Source organism: Murinocardiopsis flavida (genome assembly GCF_003014485.1).
Lineage (GTDB): Bacteria > Actinomycetota > Actinomycetes > Streptosporangiales > Streptosporangiaceae > Murinocardiopsis > Murinocardiopsis flavida.
Map to the genome: position 1 here is coordinate 203,128 of NZ_PYGA01000004.1, position 22,261 is coordinate 225,388.

General features: G+C 74.7%; 20 protein-coding genes. 15 read left to right on the forward strand and 5 right to left on the reverse strand.

The genetic code is table 11. From position 1 onward, the window contains the following. The first annotated feature begins 171 nt into the window (after positions 1–171). The 5 genes from CLV63_RS08130 to CLV63_RS08150 all read left to right on the forward strand — a co-directional run bounded on the left by CLV63_RS08130 (position 172) and on the right by CLV63_RS08150 (position 4,981). A complete protein-coding gene (locus tag CLV63_RS08130; RefSeq protein WP_106582301.1) occupies positions 172–1,269 on the forward strand; it encodes an AAA family ATPase in 1,098 nt (365 codons plus the stop codon). A 4-nt stretch (positions 1,270–1,273) separates the two neighbouring features. After that, positions 1,274–2,242 carry a DUF58 domain-containing protein gene (locus CLV63_RS08135; protein WP_106582302.1) on the forward strand — a complete coding sequence of 323 codons (969 nt, stop codon included), beginning with the start codon at positions 1,274–1,276 and terminating at the stop codon, positions 2,240–2,242. A gap of 58 nt (positions 2,243–2,300) precedes the next feature. Then, a complete protein-coding gene (locus CLV63_RS08140) occupies positions 2,301–3,248 on the forward strand; it encodes a VWA domain-containing protein (protein ID WP_106582427.1) in 948 nt (315 codons plus the stop codon). Between the two features lie 114 nt (positions 3,249–3,362). Beyond that, positions 3,363–4,094: an HAD family hydrolase gene (locus CLV63_RS08145; protein ID WP_106582303.1), complete on the forward strand. Its 732-nt coding sequence runs from the start codon at positions 3,363–3,365 to the stop codon at positions 4,092–4,094. A gap of 35 nt (positions 4,095–4,129) precedes the next feature. Next, a complete protein-coding gene (locus CLV63_RS08150) occupies positions 4,130–4,981 on the forward strand; it encodes an NUDIX hydrolase (protein ID WP_106582304.1) in 852 nt (283 codons plus the stop codon). A 198-nt stretch (positions 4,982–5,179) separates the two neighbouring features. On the opposite strand, the gene CLV63_RS08155 is transcribed toward CLV63_RS08150, so the two are convergent. Both CLV63_RS08155 and CLV63_RS08160 read right to left on the reverse strand, forming a co-directional pair. After that, on the reverse strand, positions 5,180–6,463 hold the full coding sequence (locus CLV63_RS08155; RefSeq protein WP_106582305.1) for an APC family permease: 1,284 nt from the start codon (positions 6,461–6,463) through the stop codon (positions 5,180–5,182). Between the two features lie 206 nt (positions 6,464–6,669). Beyond that, positions 6,670–7,428 (reverse strand): SDR family oxidoreductase, encoded by a 759-nt coding sequence (locus CLV63_RS08160; RefSeq protein ID WP_245928652.1) that lies wholly within the window; start codon positions 7,426–7,428, stop codon positions 6,670–6,672. A gap of 117 nt (positions 7,429–7,545) precedes the next feature. Between CLV63_RS08160 and CLV63_RS08165 the strand changes: the two genes are divergently transcribed. The 5 genes from CLV63_RS08165 (at position 7,546) to CLV63_RS08185 (ending at position 12,258) form a co-directional block, all read left to right on the forward strand. Beyond that, positions 7,546–8,196: a class I SAM-dependent methyltransferase gene (locus CLV63_RS08165; protein ID WP_106582306.1), complete on the forward strand. Its 651-nt coding sequence runs from the start codon at positions 7,546–7,548 to the stop codon at positions 8,194–8,196. Positions 8,197–8,250: 54 nt separating this feature from the next. Further along, positions 8,251–8,865, forward strand: coding sequence for a TrmH family RNA methyltransferase (locus CLV63_RS08170; protein ID WP_106582307.1), 615 nt, complete (start codon positions 8,251–8,253; stop codon positions 8,863–8,865). A 280-nt stretch (positions 8,866–9,145) separates the two neighbouring features. Beyond that, positions 9,146–10,531 carry a hemolysin family protein gene (locus CLV63_RS08175; RefSeq protein WP_106582308.1) on the forward strand — a complete coding sequence of 462 codons (1,386 nt, stop codon included), beginning with the start codon at positions 9,146–9,148 and terminating at the stop codon, positions 10,529–10,531. Then, a complete protein-coding gene (locus CLV63_RS08180) occupies positions 10,528–11,547 on the forward strand; it encodes a hemolysin family protein (protein WP_106582309.1) in 1,020 nt (339 codons plus the stop codon). The genes CLV63_RS08175 and CLV63_RS08180 overlap by 4 nt, the downstream gene beginning before the upstream one ends. 87 nt (positions 11,548–11,634) lie before the next feature. Continuing rightward, positions 11,635–12,258, forward strand: a complete 624-nt coding sequence (locus CLV63_RS08185; protein WP_106582310.1) for an HDIG domain-containing metalloprotein — start codon at positions 11,635–11,637, stop codon at positions 12,256–12,258. Here the strand turns inward: CLV63_RS08185 and CLV63_RS08190 are convergent. Further along, the gene (locus CLV63_RS08190; RefSeq protein WP_106582311.1) at positions 12,241–13,224 is read right to left on the reverse strand and encodes an AraC family transcriptional regulator; all 984 of its coding nucleotides are present in this window, start codon (positions 13,222–13,224) and stop codon (positions 12,241–12,243) included. The two genes, CLV63_RS08185 and CLV63_RS08190, sit on opposite strands and share 18 nt — an antisense overlap. Positions 13,225–13,297: 73 nt before the next feature. Here CLV63_RS08190 and CLV63_RS08195 point away from each other — a divergent pair, with 73 nt between their 5' ends. From CLV63_RS08195 to CLV63_RS08205, 3 genes are all read left to right on the forward strand, one after another. Further along, on the forward strand, positions 13,298–14,206 hold the full coding sequence (locus CLV63_RS08195; RefSeq protein ID WP_106582312.1) for an NmrA family NAD(P)-binding protein: 909 nt from the start codon (positions 13,298–13,300) through the stop codon (positions 14,204–14,206). Next, a complete protein-coding gene (locus tag CLV63_RS08200) occupies positions 14,203–14,616 on the forward strand; it encodes a hypothetical protein (protein WP_146165527.1) in 414 nt (137 codons plus the stop codon). The genes CLV63_RS08195 and CLV63_RS08200 overlap by 4 nt, the downstream gene beginning before the upstream one ends. A 315-nt stretch (positions 14,617–14,931) precedes the next feature. Beyond that, the gene (locus CLV63_RS08205) at positions 14,932–15,879 is read left to right on the forward strand and encodes a DMT family transporter (protein ID WP_245928653.1); all 948 of its coding nucleotides are present in this window, start codon (positions 14,932–14,934) and stop codon (positions 15,877–15,879) included. A gap of 148 nt (positions 15,880–16,027) precedes the next feature. Here the strand turns inward: CLV63_RS08205 and CLV63_RS08210 are convergent, their stop codons facing one another. Beyond that, positions 16,028–17,503: a DUF6297 family protein gene (locus CLV63_RS08210; RefSeq protein ID WP_245928654.1), complete on the reverse strand. Its 1,476-nt coding sequence runs from the start codon at positions 17,501–17,503 to the stop codon at positions 16,028–16,030. Beyond that, positions 17,500–18,117, reverse strand: coding sequence for a heme ABC exporter ATP-binding protein CcmA (gene ccmA, locus CLV63_RS08215; RefSeq protein WP_106582314.1), 618 nt, complete (start codon positions 18,115–18,117; stop codon positions 17,500–17,502). The genes CLV63_RS08210 and ccmA overlap by 4 nt, the downstream gene beginning before the upstream one ends. A 196-nt stretch (positions 18,118–18,313) precedes the next feature. Here ccmA and CLV63_RS08220 point away from each other — a divergent pair, with 196 nt between their 5' ends. Both CLV63_RS08220 and CLV63_RS08225 read left to right on the forward strand, forming a co-directional pair. Beyond that, entirely contained in the window at positions 18,314–21,466 is a 3,153-nt protein-coding gene (locus CLV63_RS08220) for a DEAD/DEAH box helicase (RefSeq protein WP_106582315.1), read from the forward strand. After that, on the forward strand, positions 21,463–22,260 hold the full coding sequence (locus tag CLV63_RS08225; RefSeq protein ID WP_106582316.1) for an SWIM zinc finger family protein: 798 nt from the start codon (positions 21,463–21,465) through the stop codon (positions 22,258–22,260). Before CLV63_RS08220 ends, CLV63_RS08225 begins: the two co-directional genes overlap by 4 nt. The last annotated feature ends 1 nt before the right edge of the window (position 22,261 follow it).

Sequence of the window (22,261 nt, forward strand, 5' to 3'; positions counted from 1 at the left end):
ACCCTTCCCAGCCTCGACCCGCACGGAAACGGCCCGCGCCCCACCGGGGCGCCAACCGGCACAACCAGCCCTCAAACGGGTAGTCTCGCCCCTACGTCCCCCACAACGTACCCGGCGCACCGCCGCGCCGCCCACGACCCGCGACGACACACGAGAAGGACACGCGCGCCGATGGCTGATGCCGAGTCCCGCCCCGAACCCAACGGCACCACACCCCCGGCCCCCCCGGCCGAACCAGCGCCCGCGGACCCGGCCGGCCAGCCCGCCAGCGAATCGACCCGGCTGCTGCGCGCCGCGATGAACGAGGTCTCCACCGTCATCGTCGGCCAGGACCAGATGGTCGAACGCACCCTCGTCGCACTCATCGCCAAAGGCCACTGCCTCCTCGAAGGCGTCCCCGGCGTCGCCAAAACCCTCGCCGTGTCCACCCTCGCCACCGTCACCGGCGGCACCTTCACCCGCCTCCAGTTCACCCCCGACCTCGTCCCCTCCGACATCGTCGGCACCCGCATCTACCACCCCTCCACCGAACAGTTCGACGTCGAACTCGGCCCCGTCTTCGCGAACTTCGTCCTCGCCGACGAGATCAACCGCGCCCCCGCCAAAGTCCAGTCCTCCCTCCTGGAGGTCATGGCCGAAAAACAGGTGTCCCTCGGCGGCATCACCCACCCCCTCCCCGACCCCTTCATCGTCATCGCCACCCAGAACCCCGTCGAATCCGAAGGCGTCTACCCCCTCCCCGAAGCCCAACGCGACCGGTTCCTCATGAAGGTCCTCGTCCCCCACCCCCGCGCCCACGAAGAACTCGACATCCTCCGCCGCATGTCCGCCGCCCCACCCGTCCCCCACCGCATCCTCGACCCCATCACCCTCAAAGAACTCCAATCCGACGCCGAACGCGTCCACGTCCACCAACTCATCGCCGACTACATCGTCCGCATCGTCATGGCCACCCGCGAACCCGAGAACTACGGCCTCGGCGACCTCCGCCGCGTCCTCGAAATCGGCGCCAGCCCCCGCGCCAGCCTCGGCCTCGTCGCCGCCACCCGCGCCCTCGCCCTCATCCGCGGCCGCGACTACGTCCTCCCCGAAGACGTCCGCGTCCTCGCCCGCGACATCATGGCCCACCGCCTCGTCCTCACCTTCGACGCCCTCGCCGACGGCATCACCCCCACCCACGTCATCGACCGCGTCCTCGCCACCGTCCCCCCACCCCGCGTCATCTGGGACGACCCGCCCGCCACCACCGCGGCCGCCGCCGCCCACTGACCCCATGCCCGCACACCCGCCCCACCTCGACCCGCGCACCCACACCGCGCTACGCCGCCTCGACCTCACCATCGTGCGCCGCCTCGACGGCCTCCTCCACGGCGAACACCTCGGCCTGCGCCTGGGCCCCGGCTCCGAACCCGCCGAAGCCCGCGTCTACCAACCCGGCGAAGACGACGTCCGCCGCATGGACTGGTCCGTCACCGCCCGCACCACCGTCCCCCACGTCCGCGACCTCGTCGCCGACCGCGAACTCGACGCCTGGACCCTCCTCGACCTCTCCGCCAGCATGGAATTCGGCACCGCCGACGCCGAAAAACGCGACGTCGCCATCGGCGCCCTCGCCGCCGTCAACGTCCTCACCCAACGCATCGGCGACCGCTTCGGCGCCCACTTCCTGCACCGCGGCAACATCCGCCGCTGGCCCGCACGCTCCGGCAAAGCAGCCCTCCTCGCCCTGCTCACCACCGCCGTCGAAGCACCCCGCCACACCACCCCCGCCACCGGCGGCGCCGACCTCACCACCGCCATGGCCGACCTCGCCCGCACCCGCACCCGCCGCGGACTCCGCGTCGTCATCTCCGACTTCCTCGACCAGGCACCCCCCAACCCCCAAGCCCGCGCCCCCTGGGAACGGCCCCTCCGCCAACTCGCCACCCGCCACCAGACCCTCGCCATCGAAATCCTCGACCCCCGGGAACTCGACCTCCCCGACATAGGATTGACGGCGATGCACGACCCCGAAACCGGCCGGCTCCGCGAAGTGCACCTCACACCGCAGCTCAGGCACCGCTACGCCGCAGCCGCCCACGCCCAGCGCACCGGCATCCGCGCCGCCCTGCGCCGCTGCGGCGTCCCCCACCTCACCCTGCGCACCGACCGCGACTGGATCCTCGACATCGCCCGCTTCGTCATCGAACAACGCCGCACCGCCCACCGCCTCGCCCGGCACACCCCCGCCGACCCCCGATGACACCCGCCCCGAGCCCGCGGCACCGGACCCAAGGAGCACCCGAGTGAACATCCTCGAACTGCGCTTCCTCAGCCCCTGGTGGCTCCTGCTGCTCCTCGTCCTCGCCGCGTTCATCGGCGCCTACATCTACCTCCAAGGCCGCCGCAAGCACTACGCCGTCCGCTTCACCAACCTCGCCCTGCTGTCCAGCGTCGCCCCCAACAACCCCGGCTGGCGACGCCACGCCTGCGCCGCACTGTTCTGCCTCACCACCGCCGTCCTCATCATGGCCATGGCCACCCCCGCCATGCCCGTCCAAGTCCCCCGCGAACGCGCCACCATCATCGTCGCCATCGACGTCTCCCCCTCCATGGCCGCCACCGACGTCTCCCCCGACCGCCTCAACGCCGCCAAGGAATCCGCCCAAGGATTCGTCGACACCCTCCCCGACCGGTTCAACGTCGGACTCGTCGCGTTCTCCAACACCGCCTCCGTCGTGTCCTCCCCCACCCAGGACCACCAGGCCGTCGCCGACTCCATCGAAAACCTCCGCATCACCCCCGGCACCGCCATCGGCGAAGGCGTCTACACCTCACTCAAATCCATCGAATCCTTCGACGAAGAAGCCGCCCAAGACCCCCCGCCCGCCGCCGTCGTCCTCCTCTCCGACGGCGAGAACACCAGCGGCCGCCCCGTCTCCACCGCCGCCGACGCCGCCGCCGAAAGCGAAGTCCCCGTCTCCACCATCGCCTTCGGCACCGGCGCCGCCATCATCGAGATCCACGGCCAACTCGTCGAAGCCGACATCGACAAGGCCGCCCTGGAACGCCTCGCCGACACCACCGGCGGCAACTTCTACGAAGCCGAATCCGGCTCCGAACTCTCCGACGTCTACGACGACATCGGATCCTCCCTCGGCACCGACACCGTCGACGAGGAAGTCGTCACACTCTTCGTCGGCATCGCCCTCCTCCTCGCCGCCGCAACCGCCACCGCGTCGCTCCTCTGGTTCCAGCGCCTCCCCTGACCCACCCCACCCATGGCCTCAACCGGCCACGAACCAGGACAAACACCGACACAACACCCCCCGACTGCGCTACCGTGGACCCGTTTTCGCACCACACGCACCGGGGGACCCGCCATGCCCGACACCGCCACACCCACCGCCGTCTTCTTCGACCTCGACGACACCCTCCTCGACGACCACACCGCCACCGCCGCCGGCCTCCACACCCTCATGGAACTCCTCGGCCACCCCGACAGATCCGCGGCACGCCACCTCTGGGACGTCCAAACCGACATCTCCTTCGGCGCCTACATCGCCGGCCGCCTCACCCTCACCGAACAACGCCGAGAACGCATCCGCGCCCTCGCCACCCAAGCCGGCCACGCCAGCATCTCCGACCACCACTGCGACGACCTCTACAACCGCTACCTCGCCGCCCACCGCCACGCCTGGCGCGCCTACCCCGACGCCACCCCCGCCCTCACCCACCTCGCCGCCAACGGCATCAAACTCGGCATCATCACCAACGGCACCGAAACCCTCCAACGCGACAAACTCGCCGCCCTCGACCTCACCCACCACTTCCACAGCATCGTCTGCGCCGACGCCGCCGGCGCCGGCAAACCCGACCCCCGCATCTTCCACGCCGCCTGCACCCACATCGGCACCCCGCCCGAGAACGCCTGGCACATCGGCGACCAGCTCCGCGCCGACGCCATCGGCGCCATCGCCGCCGGAATCCGCCCCATCCTCCTCGACCGCCGCACCACCCACGGCCCCCAACCCGACATCACCACCATCACCACCCTCGACGAACTCCCCGCCCTCCTCACCCCCCACCCCACAACCGAACCCAGCCACCCCTGACCCCACCAGCCCCACCCGCCCGGCATAATCACCCCATGGGCACCCCGACCAGCGACGACACCACCACCCCGACCACCCTGCGACGCGCCACCGCCCACACCCTCACCACCGCACCCCCCGACCGCGCCGTCCGCCCCACCACCCCCCACCTGCCCGGCGCCCGCATCCGCTTCGGCGACGACCCCGCCGCCACCGCCCGCACCGCGGCCGGACTCCCGCCCCACACCCCGCTCACCGCACACCACGTCCGCACCGAACTCACCACCGTCACCACCCCCGACGGCCCCCGCCCCCTCCACATCGACCGCATCTACTACACGACCCCCGCCACCGGCGGCCCCGCAGCGACCATCCCCCTCACCGCGACCATCCCCCTCACCGCGGCCCTCGCCCTCCCCGCGACCCCCACCGCCGCCGACCTCGTCGCCGACGAACTACCCCACACCGGACACCGGCTCCGCCGCTTCGCCGCCTACGGGCTCGTCACCGACCCCACCGGCCGCCTCCTCCTCTCCAAGATCGCCCCCGGCTACCCCGCCGAAGGCACCTGGCACCTGCCCGGCGGCGGCGTCGACACCGGCGAAACCCCCCAGAACGCCCTCACTCGCGAGATCTACGAGGAAACCGGGCAGCACGGCACCACCGGCGCCCTCATCGGCGTCGATCACCACCGCCGCGCCGGCCAAATAGGCCCCGAAAGCCCCGACACCGACATCTACGCCTTGTGGGTGTACTTCCACGTCCACATCGCCGACCCCGACGAACCCCGCGTCACCGAGATCAACGGATCCACCATCGACTGCGGCTGGTTCACCCCCGACGACCTCCCCCACATCCCCCTGTCCAGCACCGCGCGCAAGGGCCTCACCGCCCTCGCCGCCACCTGAACCCCCCGCCGCGCACCGACAACGGGCGGCACCACCCGCCGCACGCCTGCCGCGACCATGCGGCCCTCGCGGCGGAACGCCCCTCAGCGACTGGTGGGTACCGGTCCGGATCCCGGCCGAGAGGACGTGTCTCGGCGGTCGCTGCTGCGCAGCAGCGACCGCCGAAGCACATCCCGACCGGGAAACCCCAACAGCCGCTCAAGGGCCGCTCAGGCCCGCCGAGGCGCGACCCGACCACCAGTGCCGGCCCAACCACACCCCCGCGCCCACCGCCAGCACCGCGGCCCCCACCAGCACCGACCCCGTCGGCAGGCTCAGCGCCAGCACCACACACCCCACCAGCCCCACGATCGGCACCAGCAGCGGCGGCCGGTTCTCCTCCGGGCCCAACCGCAGCGCCGACGCGTTCGCGATCGCGTAGTACACCAGCACCCCGAACGCCGAGAACCCGATCGCCCCCCGCAGATCGACCGAGAGCACCAGCACCACCACCACGGCCCCCACCGCCAACTCCGCCCGGTGCGGCACCCCGAACCGCGGATGGATCGACGCCAGCGCGCGCGGCAGGTGGCCGTCGGCCGACATCGCCAGCACCGTCCGCGACACCCCCAGCACCAGCGACAGCAGCGCCCCCAGGCACGCCATCGCCGCACCCACCGCCACCACCCACACCAGCCACGGCCCCGCACTCGCCAAGGCGAGGTCCTCCACCGGTGCCACACTGCGCGCCAGGTTCCGCGGCCCCAGCACCGCCAGCGCCGACACCCCCACCGCCAAATACACCAGCAGCACACCCACCAGCGACGCCGTGACCGCCCGCGGGATCACCCGCGCGTCGCGCACCTCACCGGCCAGCGTCGACACCCGGGCATAGCCCGCGAACGCGAAGAACACCATGCCCGCCGCACCGAACAGCCCGAAGAACCCCGGCCAGTCGGCGCCCAGGTCCAACCGGGCCGGGTCGGCGCCCCCGCCCGTCCACGCGGCCACCACCACCGCGCCCAGCGCCAGCAGCACCCCCGCCAGCAGCACCCGGGTCACCGCCAGGGAGCGGCGCAGCCCCACATAGTTGACCGCGGTCAGCACCACCACCGCGCTCACCGCGACCGCGCGCTCGTACCCGGGCAGCACATAGGCCGCGAAGGTCAGCGCCATGACCGCGCACGACGCCACCTTGCCCACGACGAACGACCACCCCGCGAGGTAGCCCCACACCTCGCCCAGGCGCTCGCGCCCGTACACGTAGGTGCCGCCGGACTCGGCGTGGCGGGCCGCCAACCGGGCCGAGGAGGTCGCATTGCAGTAGGCCACCACGGCGGCGATCAGCATCGCCACCGGCAGCCACACGCCCGCCCGGTGCGCGGCCGGTGCGAACACCGCGAAAACGCCGGCGCCGATCATCGCCCCCGCGCCGATCAGCGTCGCGTCGCCCGCGCCGAGCACTCGGGCGGGCTCACCGCGCTGCTCAGAAGGAGAGGTCATGTAGGCAGAGTCTGCCGCACCTCGATCACCGAAGGGTCAACGACGCACCTGCCGCGAGCGGCCGGACCTGGCCGATCCCCGCTGTAGGGCGGCTTTGCGGGAGTCTGCGGCGGCGTAGCCGCCGACGATTCACGTGGTTGTCGCTTTTCGCCTTCCGAACCGTCACCTTTACAACGTAGATTCATAACTGCGTGGCGGCGGGGGAGCTACTCGACCCCCGCGCCCAGCGTCCGGCCGCCGTCGAGGGTGTGCGTCTGCCCCGTCACCCACGCCGCGTCGTCGGACGCCAGGTACGCGATCGCCGCCGCCACATCGTCGGGCTCCCCCAGCCGCCCCAGCGGGTAGCCCGCCGTGACCGCCGCCTCGTCCCCCGCGAACAGCGCCTCGGCGAACCGCGTCCGCACCACCGCCGGCGCCACCGCGTTCACCCGGATCCCCGGCGCCAGCTCATAGGCCAACTGGCCGGTCAGGTTGATCAGCGCCGCCTTGCTGGCCCCGTACACGCCGATCCCCGGCGATGGGTGCTGGCCCGCCAGCGACGCGACGTTCACCACCGCTCCCCCGTTGTCCCGCATCCACGCGTGGTACACCGCGCGCACCCACGCCGCCGCGGCGATCACGTTGACCTCGAACACCTTCGCCATGGCCGCCTCCTCCACGTTGACCACCGCGTCGAAGACCGGATTGGTGCCCGCGTTGTTCACCAGCACGTCGATGCGCCCGAACTCCGCCAGTGCGCGCCGCACGGCCTCCTCCCGGTGCTCGGCGTCGTGGGCCTTGCCCGCGACGCCGAGCGCACGCCCCGGCCCGCCCAGCGACGCCACCGCCTCCTCCAGCGGGCCGGCCGACCGGCCGGTCACCACCACCCGGCCGCCCTCCTCGGCGATGCGCCGCGCCGCCGCCAGCCCGATCCCCCGGCTCGCCCCGGTGACGATGGCGACCCTGCCCTCGAAACGTCCCACCACGCCGCTGCCCGCCTTCCCTCGACCACGTTGCATGTCGCGCCACACAGTACAGACCGTCCGGTCGGTCCGCCGCCCGGTGGCAGGGCACACCGTCATCGCCGCTGGTACCGTCGCCGCGTGGCCCAGCACTACTTCGACCCCGAGCCCGGCGCGGCACACCGCCCCGGCACCGTCGACCTCGTCCTGCCCGACCTGCACCTGCGGCTCGGCACCGACAGCGGCGTGTTCTCCCCCGACCAGGTCGACCTCGGCACCCGCATCCTGCTCGACACCGTCCCCCCGCCGCCGCCCCGCGGCCGCCTCCTCGACGTCGGCTGCGGCTACGGGCCCATCGCCCTGGCCATGGCCCGCCGCGCCCCCGCGGCCGCCGTCCTCGGCGTCGACGTCAACACCCGCGCCCTCGACCTCGCCCGCGCCAACGCCGCCGCCAACGGCATCGCCAACGCCCGCTTCGCCGCCGTCACCGACACCAGCGACGACAGCGACGGCGAGCTCGACGGCCCTTTCGACGCCCTGTGGTCCAATCCGCCCATCCGGGTCGGCAAGGCCGCCCTGCACACCCTGCTGCGCACCTGGCTCGCCCGCCTGTCCCCCGGTGCCCACGCCCACCTCGTCGTCCACCGCCACCTGGGCGCCGACTCCCTGCACCGCTGGCTCGACGCCCACGGCCACCCCGCCGAACGCGTCGCGTCCCGGTCCGGCTACCGCGTCCTGCGCACCGGGGCCCCTGAGCACCCGCCCCGCCCACCCGGTGCGACCTGCCGCTAAACTGGGCCGGGCACACACCCGACCCCGACCGCACAGCCGAGGAACACACACCTGGTGAGCACGCAACTGCGCCCCACCGACGTCAAGCGGCTGAACCGCCAATGGCGCCGACGCACCGAGGGCCGCATCGCCCTCCTCGTCGAATCCGTCACCCAGCCGTTCAACCTCGGCTCCATCCTGCGCAGCGCCGCGGCCTTCGGAGTCCAGACCGTCTGGCTCACCGGCAACGCCATCGACCCCGACCACCCCCAGGTCGGCAAGACCGCACTGGGCTCCGAGCAGAAGCTGCGCTGGGCGAAGCTGCGCACCAGCGCCGAAGCCGCCCAGGCCGCGCGCGACGACGGCTACCGCGTCGTCGCCGTCGAACTCACCCGCGACGCCGCCCCGCTGCACGAGGCCCCGCTCGACGGCGACATCTGCCTCGCGGTGGGCGCCGAGGACCACGGCTGCTCCCCCGCGCTGCTCGCCGCCTCCGACGCCCGCGCCTACATCCCGCAGATCGGCCGCGTCGGCTCCCTCAACGTCGCCGTCGCCACCGCCATCGCCCTGGCCGAGACCCGGCGCCGCGAATGGCAGGCCGGCGCCGACAGCGCACCCCACGGCGCCACCGACCGCGCCCTTGACAGTGCTTCTAAAGCCCCGGTGAGCAGCGCCGACACCGTGAACTGACCCGCGGCCCCCGCCCCGCCCGCCGCCGGCGACCCGCCATGGCGGGCCTTGCGGCGACCGCGCACCCGAGCCGATGATTCAACATGACGCAGGCGGGAACTTCACAGCCACGGCACGCGTCTTCACCGCATCCAGGCGAACCAATCGAGAGAGGACCATTGGACCCGTCCCGAAGTAGTCGCAGCGTCCACACCGGACGCTGTGCCTCCGATATCGACGAACCCCCCTCACCAGCGAGCGCGCGCTCCGAGACCATCCGCTCCGAGGCGGTGCGCGCGACATGATGATCTTCCTCAACATCCTCCTCGGAGCACTGGTGGTCTTCCTGATCACCGTCGCCACCGGGTATTTCGTGGCCCAGGAATTCGGCTACATGGCGGTCGACCGGTCCCGCCTCAAGTCCCGCTCCGCCCAAGGCGACACCGGAGCCACGCGGGCACTCGCCATCACCTCGCGCACCTCGTTCATGCTCTCGGGCGCCCAACTCGGCATCACCGTCACCGGGCTGCTCGTCGGCTACGTCGCCGAACCCATGATCGGCACCGGCCTGGGCGAGCTCCTCGGCGGTGTCGGCGTCCCCGACGGCGTCGGCGTGCTCCTGGGCACCACGCTCGCCCTGCTGTTCTCCACGGTCGTGCAGATGGTGTTCGGCGAGCTGTTCCCCAAGAACCTCGCCATCGCCCGGCCCGAACCCGTGGCGCGCTGGCTGGCGCTGTCCACCGGCATCTACCTCAAGGCGTTCGGCTGGCTCATCTGGCTGTTCGACCAGGCCGCGATCCTGCTGCTCAAGGCCATGCGGATCGAGCCGGTCGAGGACGTCCAGCACGCCGCGACACCGCGCGACCTCGAACGCATCGTCGCCGAGTCCCGCGACTCCGGCGACCTGCCCGCCGAGCTGTCCACCCTGCTCGACCGCACCCTGGACTTCCACGAGCGCACCGCGGCCCACGCCATGATCCCGCGGCCCCAGGTCGCCTCCATCGAGGTCGACGACCCCGTGAGCCGCGTGATCGAACTCATGGCCTCCGGCCACTCGCGCTTCCCCGTCCTCGGCAACGGCGTCGACGACATCGTCGGCGTCATCTGCCTGCGCGACGTCCTCGCGCTCGACGACGACCGCGCGCTGTCCGACACCACCGTCGGCGAGGTCGTCCGCGAAGCCGTCATGGTGCCCACGTCCCTGCCGCTGACCGGCGTCCTGCACCAGCTCCGCGAGAACGGCGAGGAGTTCGCCTGCGTCGTGGACGAGTACGGCGGCCTGGCCGGGGTCATCACCATGGAGGACATCGCCGAGGAGCTCGTGGGCGAGATCGCCGACGAGCACGACCCCGAGGACGAAGGCCGCGCCCGCGTCGGCGACGACGGAAGCTGGCTCATCCCCGGCGCACTCCACGTCGACGAGGTCGAACGGCTCCTCGGCCACGACCTGCCCGAAGGCGACTACGAGACCATCAACGGCCTCGTCATCGCCGAACTGCGGCGGCTGCCCGAACCCGGCGACCAGGTGACCGTGCACCTGCCCCGGCCGCCCAGCGCCCACGACGCCGACCCCGACCACTCGGTCCGGCTCACCGTCGAAAGCGTCGACCGGCACGTGCCCGAGACCGTCCGGCTGGAGCTCGACGCGATCCCCGCCGACTCCGCCGACCGGGAGGTGACCGCATGAGCGACATGAACCCCGCGGTGGCACTCGCCATCTCGGCCGTCATCATCGCCCTCAGCGCGTTCTTCGTCGCCATCGAGTTCGCGCTGGTCGCGGCGCGCCGCTACCGGCTTGAGGAGGCCGCCGAGACCAGCGCCTCGGCGCGGGCCGCGCTCAAGAGCGCCCGCGACCTGTCGCTGCTGCTCGCCGGGTCCCAGCTCGGCATCACCCTGTGCACGCTCGCCCTGGGCGCCATCACCAAGCCGGCCGTCCACCACCTCATGGAACCCCTGTTCCACGGGTGGATGCCCACGTCGGTGTCCTATGTGGTGTCGTTCGTCGTCTCCCTGATCGTGGTGACCTTCCTGCACCTGGTCGTGGGGGAGATGGCGCCCAAGTCCTGGGCCATCTCGCACCCCGAGCGGTCGGCGACCCTGCTGGCGATCCCCATGCGGGCGTTCATGTGGGTCACCCGCCCCGTCCTGGTGCTGCTCAACGGCATGGCGAACTGGTGCCTGCACCGCGTCGGCGTCGAGGCGGTCGACGAGGTCGCCGGCGGCCACTCGGCCGACGACCTGCGCCAGCTCGTCGACCACTCGGCACAGGCCGGCGCGCTCGACGCCGACCGCCGCGCCCAGCTCGCCACCGCGCTGGAGGTCAACCGCAGCCCGCTGCGCGAGATCGTCACGCCCAAGGCCGAGCTGGCGTCGGTGCGGCCCGGCGCCGACCTCGACGAGATCAAACGGGTCTCCCGCGAGTCAGGGCACATGCGCCTGGTCGTCAGCGACGGCGACCAGCCCATCGGGGTACTGCACGTACGCGACGCCCTGACCACCGCCGACGGCACAACCGCCGACGAACTCATGCGGCCGGTGCTCACCCTCGACGCGGAGACGCCCATCTACGCGGCGCTGAGCATCATGCGCGAGAGCCGCAGCCACCTCGCCCTGGTCGAGGACGAAGGGCACGAGTCCCTGCTGGGCCTGGTCACCTTGCAGGACATGCTCGACCGCCTGCTGCTGACCGACACCGCGGCCTGACCGGCCGGGCCGCCCCGTCCGCGGGGCGGCCCGGCCGGGGGCGGGGCGCCGCCACCCGGGCCGTACCCGCCGGGTTAACCTCCGGGAATGCAGCTCCCGACCGACCCCGAGATCCGCGCCCTGCACGCGCGGCACGCGCCCACGCCCGCGGCCTTCGACCTCGTCTACACGCACTGCGCGATCGTCTGCCGGATCGCCGAGCAGTTCCTCGACCGCCGCGGCACCGGACTCGACCGCGGCCTGGTGCGGGCCGGCAGCCTCCTCCACGACATCGGGGTCTACCGCCTCTTCGGCGCGTCCGGCGAACTCGACCACGCGCGCTACATCCGGCACGGCATCCTCGGCCACGAGATCCTGGCCGAAGAGGGCCTTCCCGACGCGCTGCGCCGCTTCTGCTCCCACCACACGGGCATCAGCAGCGACGACGTGCGCGCCCAGTGCCTGCCCGTCCCCATCGGCGACTACCTGCCCGAGACCGGCGAGGAACTGCTCGTGAGCCACGCCGACGCGTTCCACAGCAAGACCGACCCGCCGGTGTTCCGCACCGCGGCGTCCTACACCCACAGCATCCGCCGCTTCGGCGCCCACAAGACCACGCGGTTCGCCGCGATGCTGGCGGCGTTCGGCGAACCCGACTTCGGGCCGCTCACCGCCGCCTACGGGCACGCCCTGGCGGACCGGCCCTCCAGGCGGTCATTCCGAGACGGCTGAGGGGGCCGCGGGGGCCGCCGTGCGGCGGTGCTCGCCGGGGGTCCCGCCCGACCAGGCGCGAAACGCCAGGTGGAACCCTGCCGTGGAGCGGTAGCCGACCCGTTCGGCGATCCGGGCCTGGGACATGTCGGTCTCGGTGAGCAGCCGCGCCGCCTCCTGCATGCGGCGGGCGGTCAGATGCGCCATGGGCGGCTCCCCCACCAGCTCGCGGAACACCGCGGCGAACGCCGAACGCGACAATCCGGCCTCCGCGGCCAGGGACTCCAGCGTCCACGGCTCCGCGAAGCGGGTCTGCACGGCCAGCAGCGCGGCGGCGACCGCCGGGTGCCCCACCGCCCGCAGCAGCGGTTCCGAGTGGGCGAGCCCGCTGAGTGCCGCCCGCATGGCCAGCACGAACACCATCTCGAACGCGCGCAGTGCCACCAGCGGCCCGCCGGGACCGGTGTGCACGTCGTCCGCGGAGATCCGGCCCAGCGTGTCCGCGAGCATCGGTTCGGACTCGACCGCGGCCCGGTCGAGGACCAGGACGGCCGGCAGCGCGCGGTAGAGCGGGGCAGCGGCAGCGGCGGCGTAGTGCAGCCCGCCGCAGATCAGCTCCGTGCGCGGTCCAGGACCACCGGTGCGCACCGTGCGGACCGCACCCGGCGGGCGCCGCGGCAGCAGGTCCACGAGCGGGACCGTGTCCCGCCCGGGCCGGTCGCCGAGCCGGTGCGCGGTTCCGTGGGGGAAGACCGCCAGGTCGCCCCGGCGCAGCAGCAGCGGTTCGCTCCGCCCCGCCAACTCCACCGCGCACTCGCCCTCGCGGATGTAGTGCAGCAGCGCGCAGTCCTCCGAATCACCCGCGATCCCCCACGGGGCGGCCAGCGACCAGCGGCTGTGGAACACGCCGTGCAGCCGCAGCGGCGCCAGCAGCTCACTCAGCAGATCGCGGTCCCGGACGATCCTTGATTGTTCGGAGACGTTCATTCATTGATCGTACTGTGCCGCCATGGCGACAATAGCGGCACACCATCGAATCGGACACGGAAGCGGAGACCTCATGGCAATGGCGCAGCACCGGCACGACCTGGTGACCGGGGCCGGCGGCGCCCAAGGCGGCGCGGTCGCCCGGCGCCTGCTCGCAGCAGGGCACCAGGTCCGCGGACTGGTCCGCACCGCGGCCGGCCGACAGCGCGTTCCCGTCGGGGCCCGGCCCCACACCGCCGACCTCGGCGACTCCGCAGCAGTCGAGGCGGCGTTCGACACGGTCACCCATGCGGCCCTGCACCTGCCCCTCGTCCACGACCCTGCGGCCGCGGCGCACCACGTCGCGAACATGGCCGCCGCCGCACGCGCGGCGGGCCTCGAGCAGATCGTGTACAGCACCGGCAACCGGATCCCCGCCGCACCCACGGGCATCGCGGCATTCGAGACGCTGCGGGCCGCCGCCGCGACCCTCCTCGCACCGGACCTGCCCACCGTGGTCCTGCGCCCACCCGTGTTCCTGGACAACCTCCGCGCCCCGTGGGTCACCGGCCCACTGCTGCACGAGGGGGTACTGCGCTACCCGCTGCCCGCCGCGGCCCCTGTGGCATGGCTGAGCCACGACGACCTCGCCGCGGCCACTGCCGCGGCACTCGACCGGCCGGACCTCGCCGGGTGCAGCCTGGACCTCGGCGGCCCCGAAGCACTCACCGGGCCGCAACTCGCCCGCGCGTTCTCCGACGTCCTCGACCGCCCCGTGCGCTACGAGGAACAGGATCCCGACGCGTTCGAAGCCGGCCTCTCCGCCGTACTCGGACCCGCTGCCACCGGCATCGCCGACACCTACCGCCACGCCGCCGCCGACCCCGCGCTCTACGCGGCCGACCCTGCCCCCGCCCACCAGGCGCTCGGCATCGAGCCGACCCCGCTGCGCACCTGGATCGCGGCACAGCCGTGGCACGCGCCTGCCGGGGCCGCCCGATGACCGGGCCGGACGGAGGGCAGGCAGCGGCACACGCCGAGATCCGGCGCCAGCACCGCTTCCTCCAGGACTGGTTCGCCGGGACGCTCCCCCGCACCGCCGAGGCGTTCGCACCCTTCGCCGCGTCGACCCCGCCCGACTTCACGTTCATCGACACCAGCGCCGCCCGGACGTCGCGGCCGGAGCTGCTCCGCCAGGTCGAATCGGCGCACGGCGCGGTCCCCGGGCTCGTGATCGAGGTCAGCGAGGTGTCCCTCATCGCCGCGGCCGGTCCGCTCGTCATCGCCGGCTTCACCGAGGTGCACGTCACCGCCGACGCGCGCACCACCCGCCTCGTGACCGCCGTGCTGCGCCACGACCCCGCCGCCCCCGGCGGCCTGGCGTGGCTGCACCTCCACGAGACCGCGCGCTGAACCCCCATCCCACGGGCCGCGACAGGCAACGACCGGGCGGGAGCCCCCGGGTGCCGCCCGCGGCCGGCGGGGAGCCGCAGGGACGGCCCGCGGCGCCGCCGCACCCGCCGGGCGGGGTGCGGGGCCGTCCGGCGGGAGAGCCGGGGAGGACCACGGACGCGCCCGGGCGCGCGCACGCCGGGCCCGGCCCGGGTCCGCCACCGCCGCGACGACCTGCGGGCGATACGATTCGGATGAAACCGGGCAGCAGCCGGGTGGTCCCGCCGTCACGCCCCTGCCGTCTCCCGCCCACTGCGCACCAGAGGATCGTGGCACGTGACCCAACCGCACCCGCCGGCCCGCACCCGAGGCGCCGACCGCATGTGGGCGGTGGCGCTGGCCGCCGCGTTCTGGGGCACCTCCGCGCTGATGCGCGAACCACTCGCCGCGCACCTGCCCGCCCCCACCATCGTCTTCTACGAACACGTGATCATCGTGCTGTGCCTGAGCCCGTGGATCGTCCCGGCGATGCGCGCACTGGCGGCAGCGGGGCCCCGCGTCATCGCCGCGATGCTCGTCATCGGCGGCGGGTCCTCCGCGCTCGCCGCCACCCTGTTCACCGCCGCCTTCACCGTCGGCGACCCCATCACCCCGCAGGTCCTCCAGAAGCTCCAGCCGGTGTTCGCCATCGTGCTCGCGGTGTGGCTGCTGGGCGAGCGCCTCACCCCCCGCTTCGCCTGGTACGCCGTCCCCGCGCTCCTCGGCGCGTGGCTGCTCGCCTTCCCCGACCCCTTCGCCGTCGGCGTGCAGAGCGCGCAGGCCGCCGCGCTCGCCATCGGCGCCGCCCTGCTGTGGGGCGCGGGCACGGTGCTGGGCCGCATCGCCGGCGCCTCACTGTCACCGATCCACGTCACCGCGATGCGCTTCACCATCGCCCTGCCCGTCGCACTGGGGCTCTCCCTCGCCACCGGCTCGTCCCTGGCGATCGGGGCGGCGCACCTCCCGCTGCTGCTCGCCCTCGCTCTCATCCCGGGCCTGGCCGCCCTCGCCCTGTACTACTGGGCGCTGGGCCGCACCGCCGCCACCCGCGCCACCCTCGCCGAACTGGCCTTCCCGCTGGTGTCGGCGGTCGTCGGGGTGGTCTTCCTCGGGGCGAGCCTCGGCTGGTCGCAGTGGGTGGGCGCGGCGATCGTCCTCATCGCCGTCACCGCCATGACGCTCAGCCGCTCCCGCCGCCCCAGCGGCGTCATCGCCCCCGACATCGCCCCGGCCCCGCAGCCCTGACCCGCCCCGGTCACGGGCACCCCGCGGCACAGCGGCGCCGAGCGCGGTCCCGACTGCCCGCACGCGGGCGCACGGGGTCCTGGCCGGTTGCGCGTGCCAACGGGCCTCGTTCCGCTGCCCGCGCGGGCGCGCCGCGCGGCCTGCGCCGCTACGCGCGCCGCGGTGCGGCGCAGTAGGCCGCCAGCACCGCCGCCCCCCACACCGCCTGCACCGCGAGGAGCGGGCCGCTCACCCCGATGGTGAACGCCGCGAGCGCGGGCAGGCACCCGAGTGCGGCGATGTCGGCGCCTGCCAGCGCCCACATCGCCGGGCCGAGCGGCACCGCACCGAGGGGCGTGTCCAGGACGGGCATCGCGTGCTCGACAGGAGGGCGCCGCGCCATCCGCAGCGCGCCCGCGGCCAGCGCCGGAGCGCACAGCAGCCCGAGCGGCCAGAAGGGCCCGCCCGGCACCGCGGTGTCGAGCCCGGCCAGCGCGGCACTCAGCCACGCGCCGCCGAGCAGCGCGGGCAGCACCGCCCGCGCCGCGAGGAGCGCGCGCGGACCGGCGCCCAGCAGCCGCGCCAGCGCCGCGTCCCCGGCGTCCCGCCGCGCCCCCGCGGTCCCCGTCGCCGCGACCGCCAGCGCGCCCGCGGCGAGGACGGCCAGCGCCGCCGGTGTCCCGCCGCCCGCCTGCGCGGCCAGCATGGGCAGCGCCGAGGCCGCGGCCGCCAGCAAGAGCCGGCCCGGCCGCCGCGCCACCCGCCGCCAGTCCAGCCAGGCCACCGCCGCGGCCCCGCGCAGCCGCGGCGGCCACGCGCGCGACCGCAGCACGCGCGTTCGCCAGTGCGCGTCCTCGGCGATCCAGGTCAGCGCGCCCGGGTCCATGACGGTCAGCGCGCCCGCCGCATTGCCCGCCCGGGTCGAGGCGTCCAGGACCGCGCGGGCCGGCATGCGGGCGGCAACGGCCCAGGCCCGCCCCGCGAGGCAGGCCGCGACCGCCGCGGATGCCGACGCCGCCGCCGTCCACGCCGCCGAGGGGGCGGACGCGATGCCGACGAGCAGCCCCTGCCCCGGCCCCATGCTCATGACCACCGCGGCGGCCGCCGCGACCACCAGGGCGACGAGGACGGCGACCAGCCGGGCGTCCCACGCCGGCGACGCCTGCGCCAGCACGGCCGCCGCCATGCCGCCCAGCGTCCACGACGCGCCCAGCACCACCGACGCGAGCAGCCGGAGGGTCAGCGCGTCGGAGGCGCCGAGCGCGCTCAGCAGCGCCAGCCCGACGACCGCGCCGACAGCGGCGCCCACCACGGCGAGGACCAGCAGCGTGCGGGCCAGCACGCTGCGGCGCGACAGCGGCGAGAGCACCAGCCACGCCGCGTCCGCCGACGACACCGCAACGGGCCCGACCACGCGCGCGAGGGCGAGTGCGCCCGCCAGCAGCACGCCGACCAGCGCCAGCCCCGCGCCCGCCCGCGCCGGGTCGACGCCCGTGGGCACGGCCGCCACCGCGCGGTCGATCACCGGGGCCGCCAGCACCACCAGCAGGCCGAGGGTCAGCAGGGTGATGTACCGGTCGGACCAGCTGCGGCGCGTGCGGCCGCGCGCCCGCACGAACGCCCGGACCGCCGCCACCCCGGTCACGCGGCGGTCTCCAGGACGACGGTGCGGGCGTCCTCGGCGAACAGCGGGTCGTGCGTCACCATCACCACAGTGCCGCCGTCAGCGGCGTAGGCGGCGAGCAGCCCCGCGAGCCGTTGTCGGAAGGCCGCGTCGAGCCCCCGCTCCGGCTCGTCCAGCAGCAGCAGGCGGCTCGGCCGCAGCAGCGCCATGGCCAGGGACAGCCGCTGGCGCTGCCCAGTCGACAGCGACAACGGGGCCCGGTCGGCGCACCCGGCCAGCTCGAACAGCTCCAACGCCGCCTCGACCGCCAGCCGCCCGGGGCCGTGCACCGCGCGCATCAGGCCCAGGTGCTCCCGCACGGTGAGCCCCGGGTACCAGGTGGGCTCGTCGCCGACCAGGACGACGTCGCGCCAGAAGTCCGGCTCGTCGGCCGGCGGGCGGCCCAGCACCCCCACGCTGCCCGCCGCCCGCTGCAAGCCCGCGAGGCAGCGCAGCAGGGTCGTCTTCCCGGCACCATTGGCGCCGGTCACCGCGACCACCTCCCCGGCGGCGACCGTGAGGTCGACTCCGCGCAGGACCGGGGCGCCGCCCAGCTCCACGCCCACGTCTCGGGCCACGATGATCGATTCGGTCACCGGCCCAGCCTAGGACCCGGACCCGGGTACCCCGGTGCTGCTTTGCTGTGGGGTGTGGGGGTGTGCGATGCCGCGCCACAGCGGGGTGTGCACAGAACGGCCACCTTTACATCGTAGATTTCTTATGGTCGGGGTTGTCGGTGCCGGTCGGCATACTGGGCACCGACCGCGGAACGCGATCACGAGGGGGCGCGCGGTGCTGGTTCTGCACGGAGGGTGGCACGACGACGCCCTGCTGGTGTGGGGCGAAGACGCCGGCCTCCCCGCGCGCACCGCCTCCCGCGCCGCCGTGCGGCCGCACCCCTACGCCGCGGCCGAACCCGCCCTGCGCGAGGCGCTCACCGCACGCGCCGCAGCCGCCGAGCACCCCGAGCCGGAGAAGGCCGAGCCCGCCGTACTCCGCATCGACCTGCCCGGATCCGCCGCCCATCCGCTCCCCTCCCCCGCGCTCGGGCCGCTGCCGGGCGCGCCGGCGCTCCGCTCGCCCGCGTTCCACCGCTGGAGCGCGCCCGCCCTGCGGTTCCGCCCGGCCGCGCTGCCCGCACTGGCCGCCGTCCTCGACGGCGGCGGCAGCGGCGACACCGCCCTCGGGCCCGGGCTGCGGCACTTCACGGCGGTCGCCGCGTTCGCCGGGCGCCTCATCGACTCCGGGCGGCTGGTGCCGCTCCTGGTCGGCGAGCCCGCCGAGGCCCGCTGGCGCCCCGTGCTCACCGGGGCCGACTCCGCCCACTTCCGGGCGCTGGTCGCCGCCCTGCCCGAATCCGCAGCGGCCCTGCGCACGGCGCACGCCGCCGAGCCGCCCCGCACGCCGGCGCCCGACCTCGTCTTCCGCACCCTGTGCGCCGTGCTCGACGCCGCCGCCCGGCTGCGCACACCCCCGACCGCCCGCGGGGCCGCATCGGGCCCCGCCGCGCACCTGGCCCGCGCGCTCACCGGCGCCGACCCCCTCTTCGACGCGACCGCAGCCGGGCGCCGCACCGGCAGCGACCGCCGGGACGGCGAGGACGCCGCCGTGCAGCGGGCCCGGCTGGGCGCCCGGCTGCGGTCCTGGGCCGACGCCTGCCACCAGCGGGGCGACCGCGCGCAACTCGGGTTCCGCCTGGTCGAACCCGAGCACCCCGGCGCGTCCGGCGGCGACCCCGCGCCGCCGGGCGGGCCCGAGGAGTGGCGGGTGGAGTTCTGGGTCCGCTCCGACCGCGACCCCAGCCTGCACGTGCCGCTGCGCGAACTGTGGCTGGGCAGCGGCGCGGCGTGGCTGCCCGACGACATCGAGTCCACGGTCCTGCGCGACCTCGCCCGCGCGGCCCGCAGCTACCCCGCGCTGCACCGCGTCCTGCGCGACCTCGCACCGTCCGCCCTGACCATGGGCACCGGCGGCGCCCACGCCTTCATCCGCGACGCCGCGCCCGCGCTCGCCGCCGCCGGGTTCGAGGTGGTCCTGCCGCAGTGGGCGCGCGGCACGGGCCTCGGCCTGCACATGGAGGCGGCCGAGCGGGGCCCCGCACCGGCGGGCGGCGGCATCGGGATCGCGGACCTCGTCGACTTCAGCTTCGCGGCGGTCCTCGGCGAGAACCGCCTCGACCTCGACGAACTCACCGAGCTCGCCCGGCTCAAGCAGCCGCTGGTGCGGCTGCGCGGCCGGTGGGTGTGCGCCGACCCCGAGCAGATCGACGCCGCACTGGAGTTCCTGCGCCAGCGGGGGCGCGGCACGATGCGCCGCGACGAGGCGCTGCGGATGCTGCTGTCCCCCGGCGGCGACACTCCCCCCGTCACGGGCATCGACGCCGACGGCGCACTGGGCGCGCTCCTCAGCGGCGGCACCGAGCGCACCATCACCCCGCTGGCCGACCCCGCGGGGTTCACCGGCACGCTCCGCCCCTACCAGCAGCGCGGCGCGTCGTGGCTGCGGTTCCTCGGCGGTCTCGGGCTCGGCGCGGTCCTCGCCGACGACATGGGGCTCGGCAAGACCGTCCAGCTCCTCGCGCTGCTGGCCGACGAGCGCGCCCCCGGCACCGGCACCGCGCCCGTGGGGCCCACGCTGCTGATCTGCCCGGTGTCGCTGGTCGGCAACTGGCGCCGCGAGGCCGCCCGGTTCACGCCCGGCCTGCGCGTCCACGTCCACCACGGCCCCGACCGCCCGCACGGCAACGCGCTGGCCCGGCTCCTCGGCGGCACCGACCTCGTCGTCACCACCTACGGCGTGGTGCTGCGCGACGCCGAGGAGCTCGCCGCGATGCCCTGGTACCGGGTGGTGTGCGACGAGGCCCAGGCGGTGAAGAACAGCGGCACCCGGCAGGCGCGCGCGGTCCGCTCGCTCCCCGCGGCGACCCGGATCGCCCTCACCGGCACCCCGGTCGAGAACAACGTCGGCGAACTGTGGTCGATCATGGAGTTCGCCAACCCCGGGCTGCTGGGGTCCCGGGCGTCCTTCGACACCCGCATCGCCGCGCGGGTCACCGGCCCCGACGCGGAACCCGGCGACGGCGCGGAACCCGGCGACGGCGCGGAACCCGGCGACGGCGCGGCCCTGCTCAAGCGCCTGACCGGCCCGTTCATCCTGCGCCGGGTGAAGACCGACCGCAGCATCATCTCCGACCTCCCCGCGAAGAACGAGATGCGCGCCTGGTGCACGCTCACCCCCGAGCAGGCGTCGCTGTACCAGGCGGCCGTGACCGAGATGACCGAGCGGGTCGACGGCGCCGACGGCATCCAGCGCAAGGGCCTGATCCTGGCGACCATGGCGCGGCTCAAGCAGATCTGCAACCACCCCGCCCACTTCCTCGGCGACGGTTCGGCGCTGGCCGGCCGGTCGGGCAAGCTCGCCCGGCTGGAGGAGCTGCTCGCCGAGGCGCTCGCCGAGGGCGACAAGGCGCTGTGCTTCACCCAGTACACGGCGCTGGGCGAACGGCTGGCGCCCTACCTGGCGGCGCGGCTGGGACGCCCGGTGCTGTGGCTGCACGGCGGCACCCCGCGGGCCCGCCGCGAGGAGCTCATGGCGCGCTTCCAGAACGCGGCCGAACCCATGGTGTTCCTGCTGTCGCTCAAGGCCGCCGGCACCGGGCTGAACCTGACCGCGGCGAACCACGTGGTGCACATCGACCGCTGGTGGAACCCCGCGGTCGAGGACCAGGCCACCGACCGCGCGTTCCGCATCGGCCAGCGGCGCGACGTCCAGGTCCGCAAGCTCGTCTGCGTCGGCACCATCGAAGAGCGGGTCGACGCGATGATCGAGACGAAGAAGGCGCTGGCGCACAGCGTCGTCGGCACCGGCGAGGACTGGCTGGGCGGGCTGTCGACCGCCGAGCTGCGCGCGGCCGTGCGGCTCGCCCCCGAGGCGGTGGCCGGATGAGCGGCGCCGAGGAGCGCCCGGAGCACTCCTGGTGGTCGGGGCGCTTCGTCGCGGCGCTGGAGTCGCGCGGCGACCGCGCCCGGCTCCAGCGGGGCCGCGGCTACGCCCGCGGCAACGCGGTGCGCGACCTCGCGGTGCGCGAGGGCGAGGTCACCGCGCGGGTCCAGGGGTCGCGGGCCCGCCCCTACCGGGTCAGCCTCATCGCGGCGACCCTCGACGACGACCAGTGGGCCCTCGCCACCGCGGCGCTCGCCGCCCAGCCGCTGTTCCGCGCCGCGCTGCTCGCCGGGCGGCTGCCCCCCGAGGTCGAGGAGGTGTTCGCGGTCCTGGGGCTGCCGCTGTTCCCCCGCGGCCCCGACGACCTCGTGCTCACCTGCTCGTGCCCCGACTGGGGCCACCCGTGCAAGCACGCGGCCGCCACCCTGTACGTGCTCGCCGCACAACTCGACGCCGACCCCTTCCTGCTGTTCGCGTGGCTCGGCCGCGACCGCGCGGCCTTCCTCGCCGAACTGCGCCGCAGCGCCCGCACGGCCACCGGGGCGGCTCCCGGCGAGGGCCCGGCGACCGGCGACCTCGCGCCGCCGCCCTGCGAGCCGCGGCCCGAGAGCGGCGCGCCCGCCGACTTCTGGGACGCTCCCCCGCTGCCCGTGCCCGCGCCGCCCGGCCCGCCGCGCCCCCCGGTCCTCGCCGACCTGGAGCCAGGCGGCGGCCAGGAGCCCGGCGGCGGCCCCGGCCTCGCCGCCGCGCTGGAACCCCTCTACGCCGCCTGGACCGGCGCGGTCCGGCAGCGGTGAG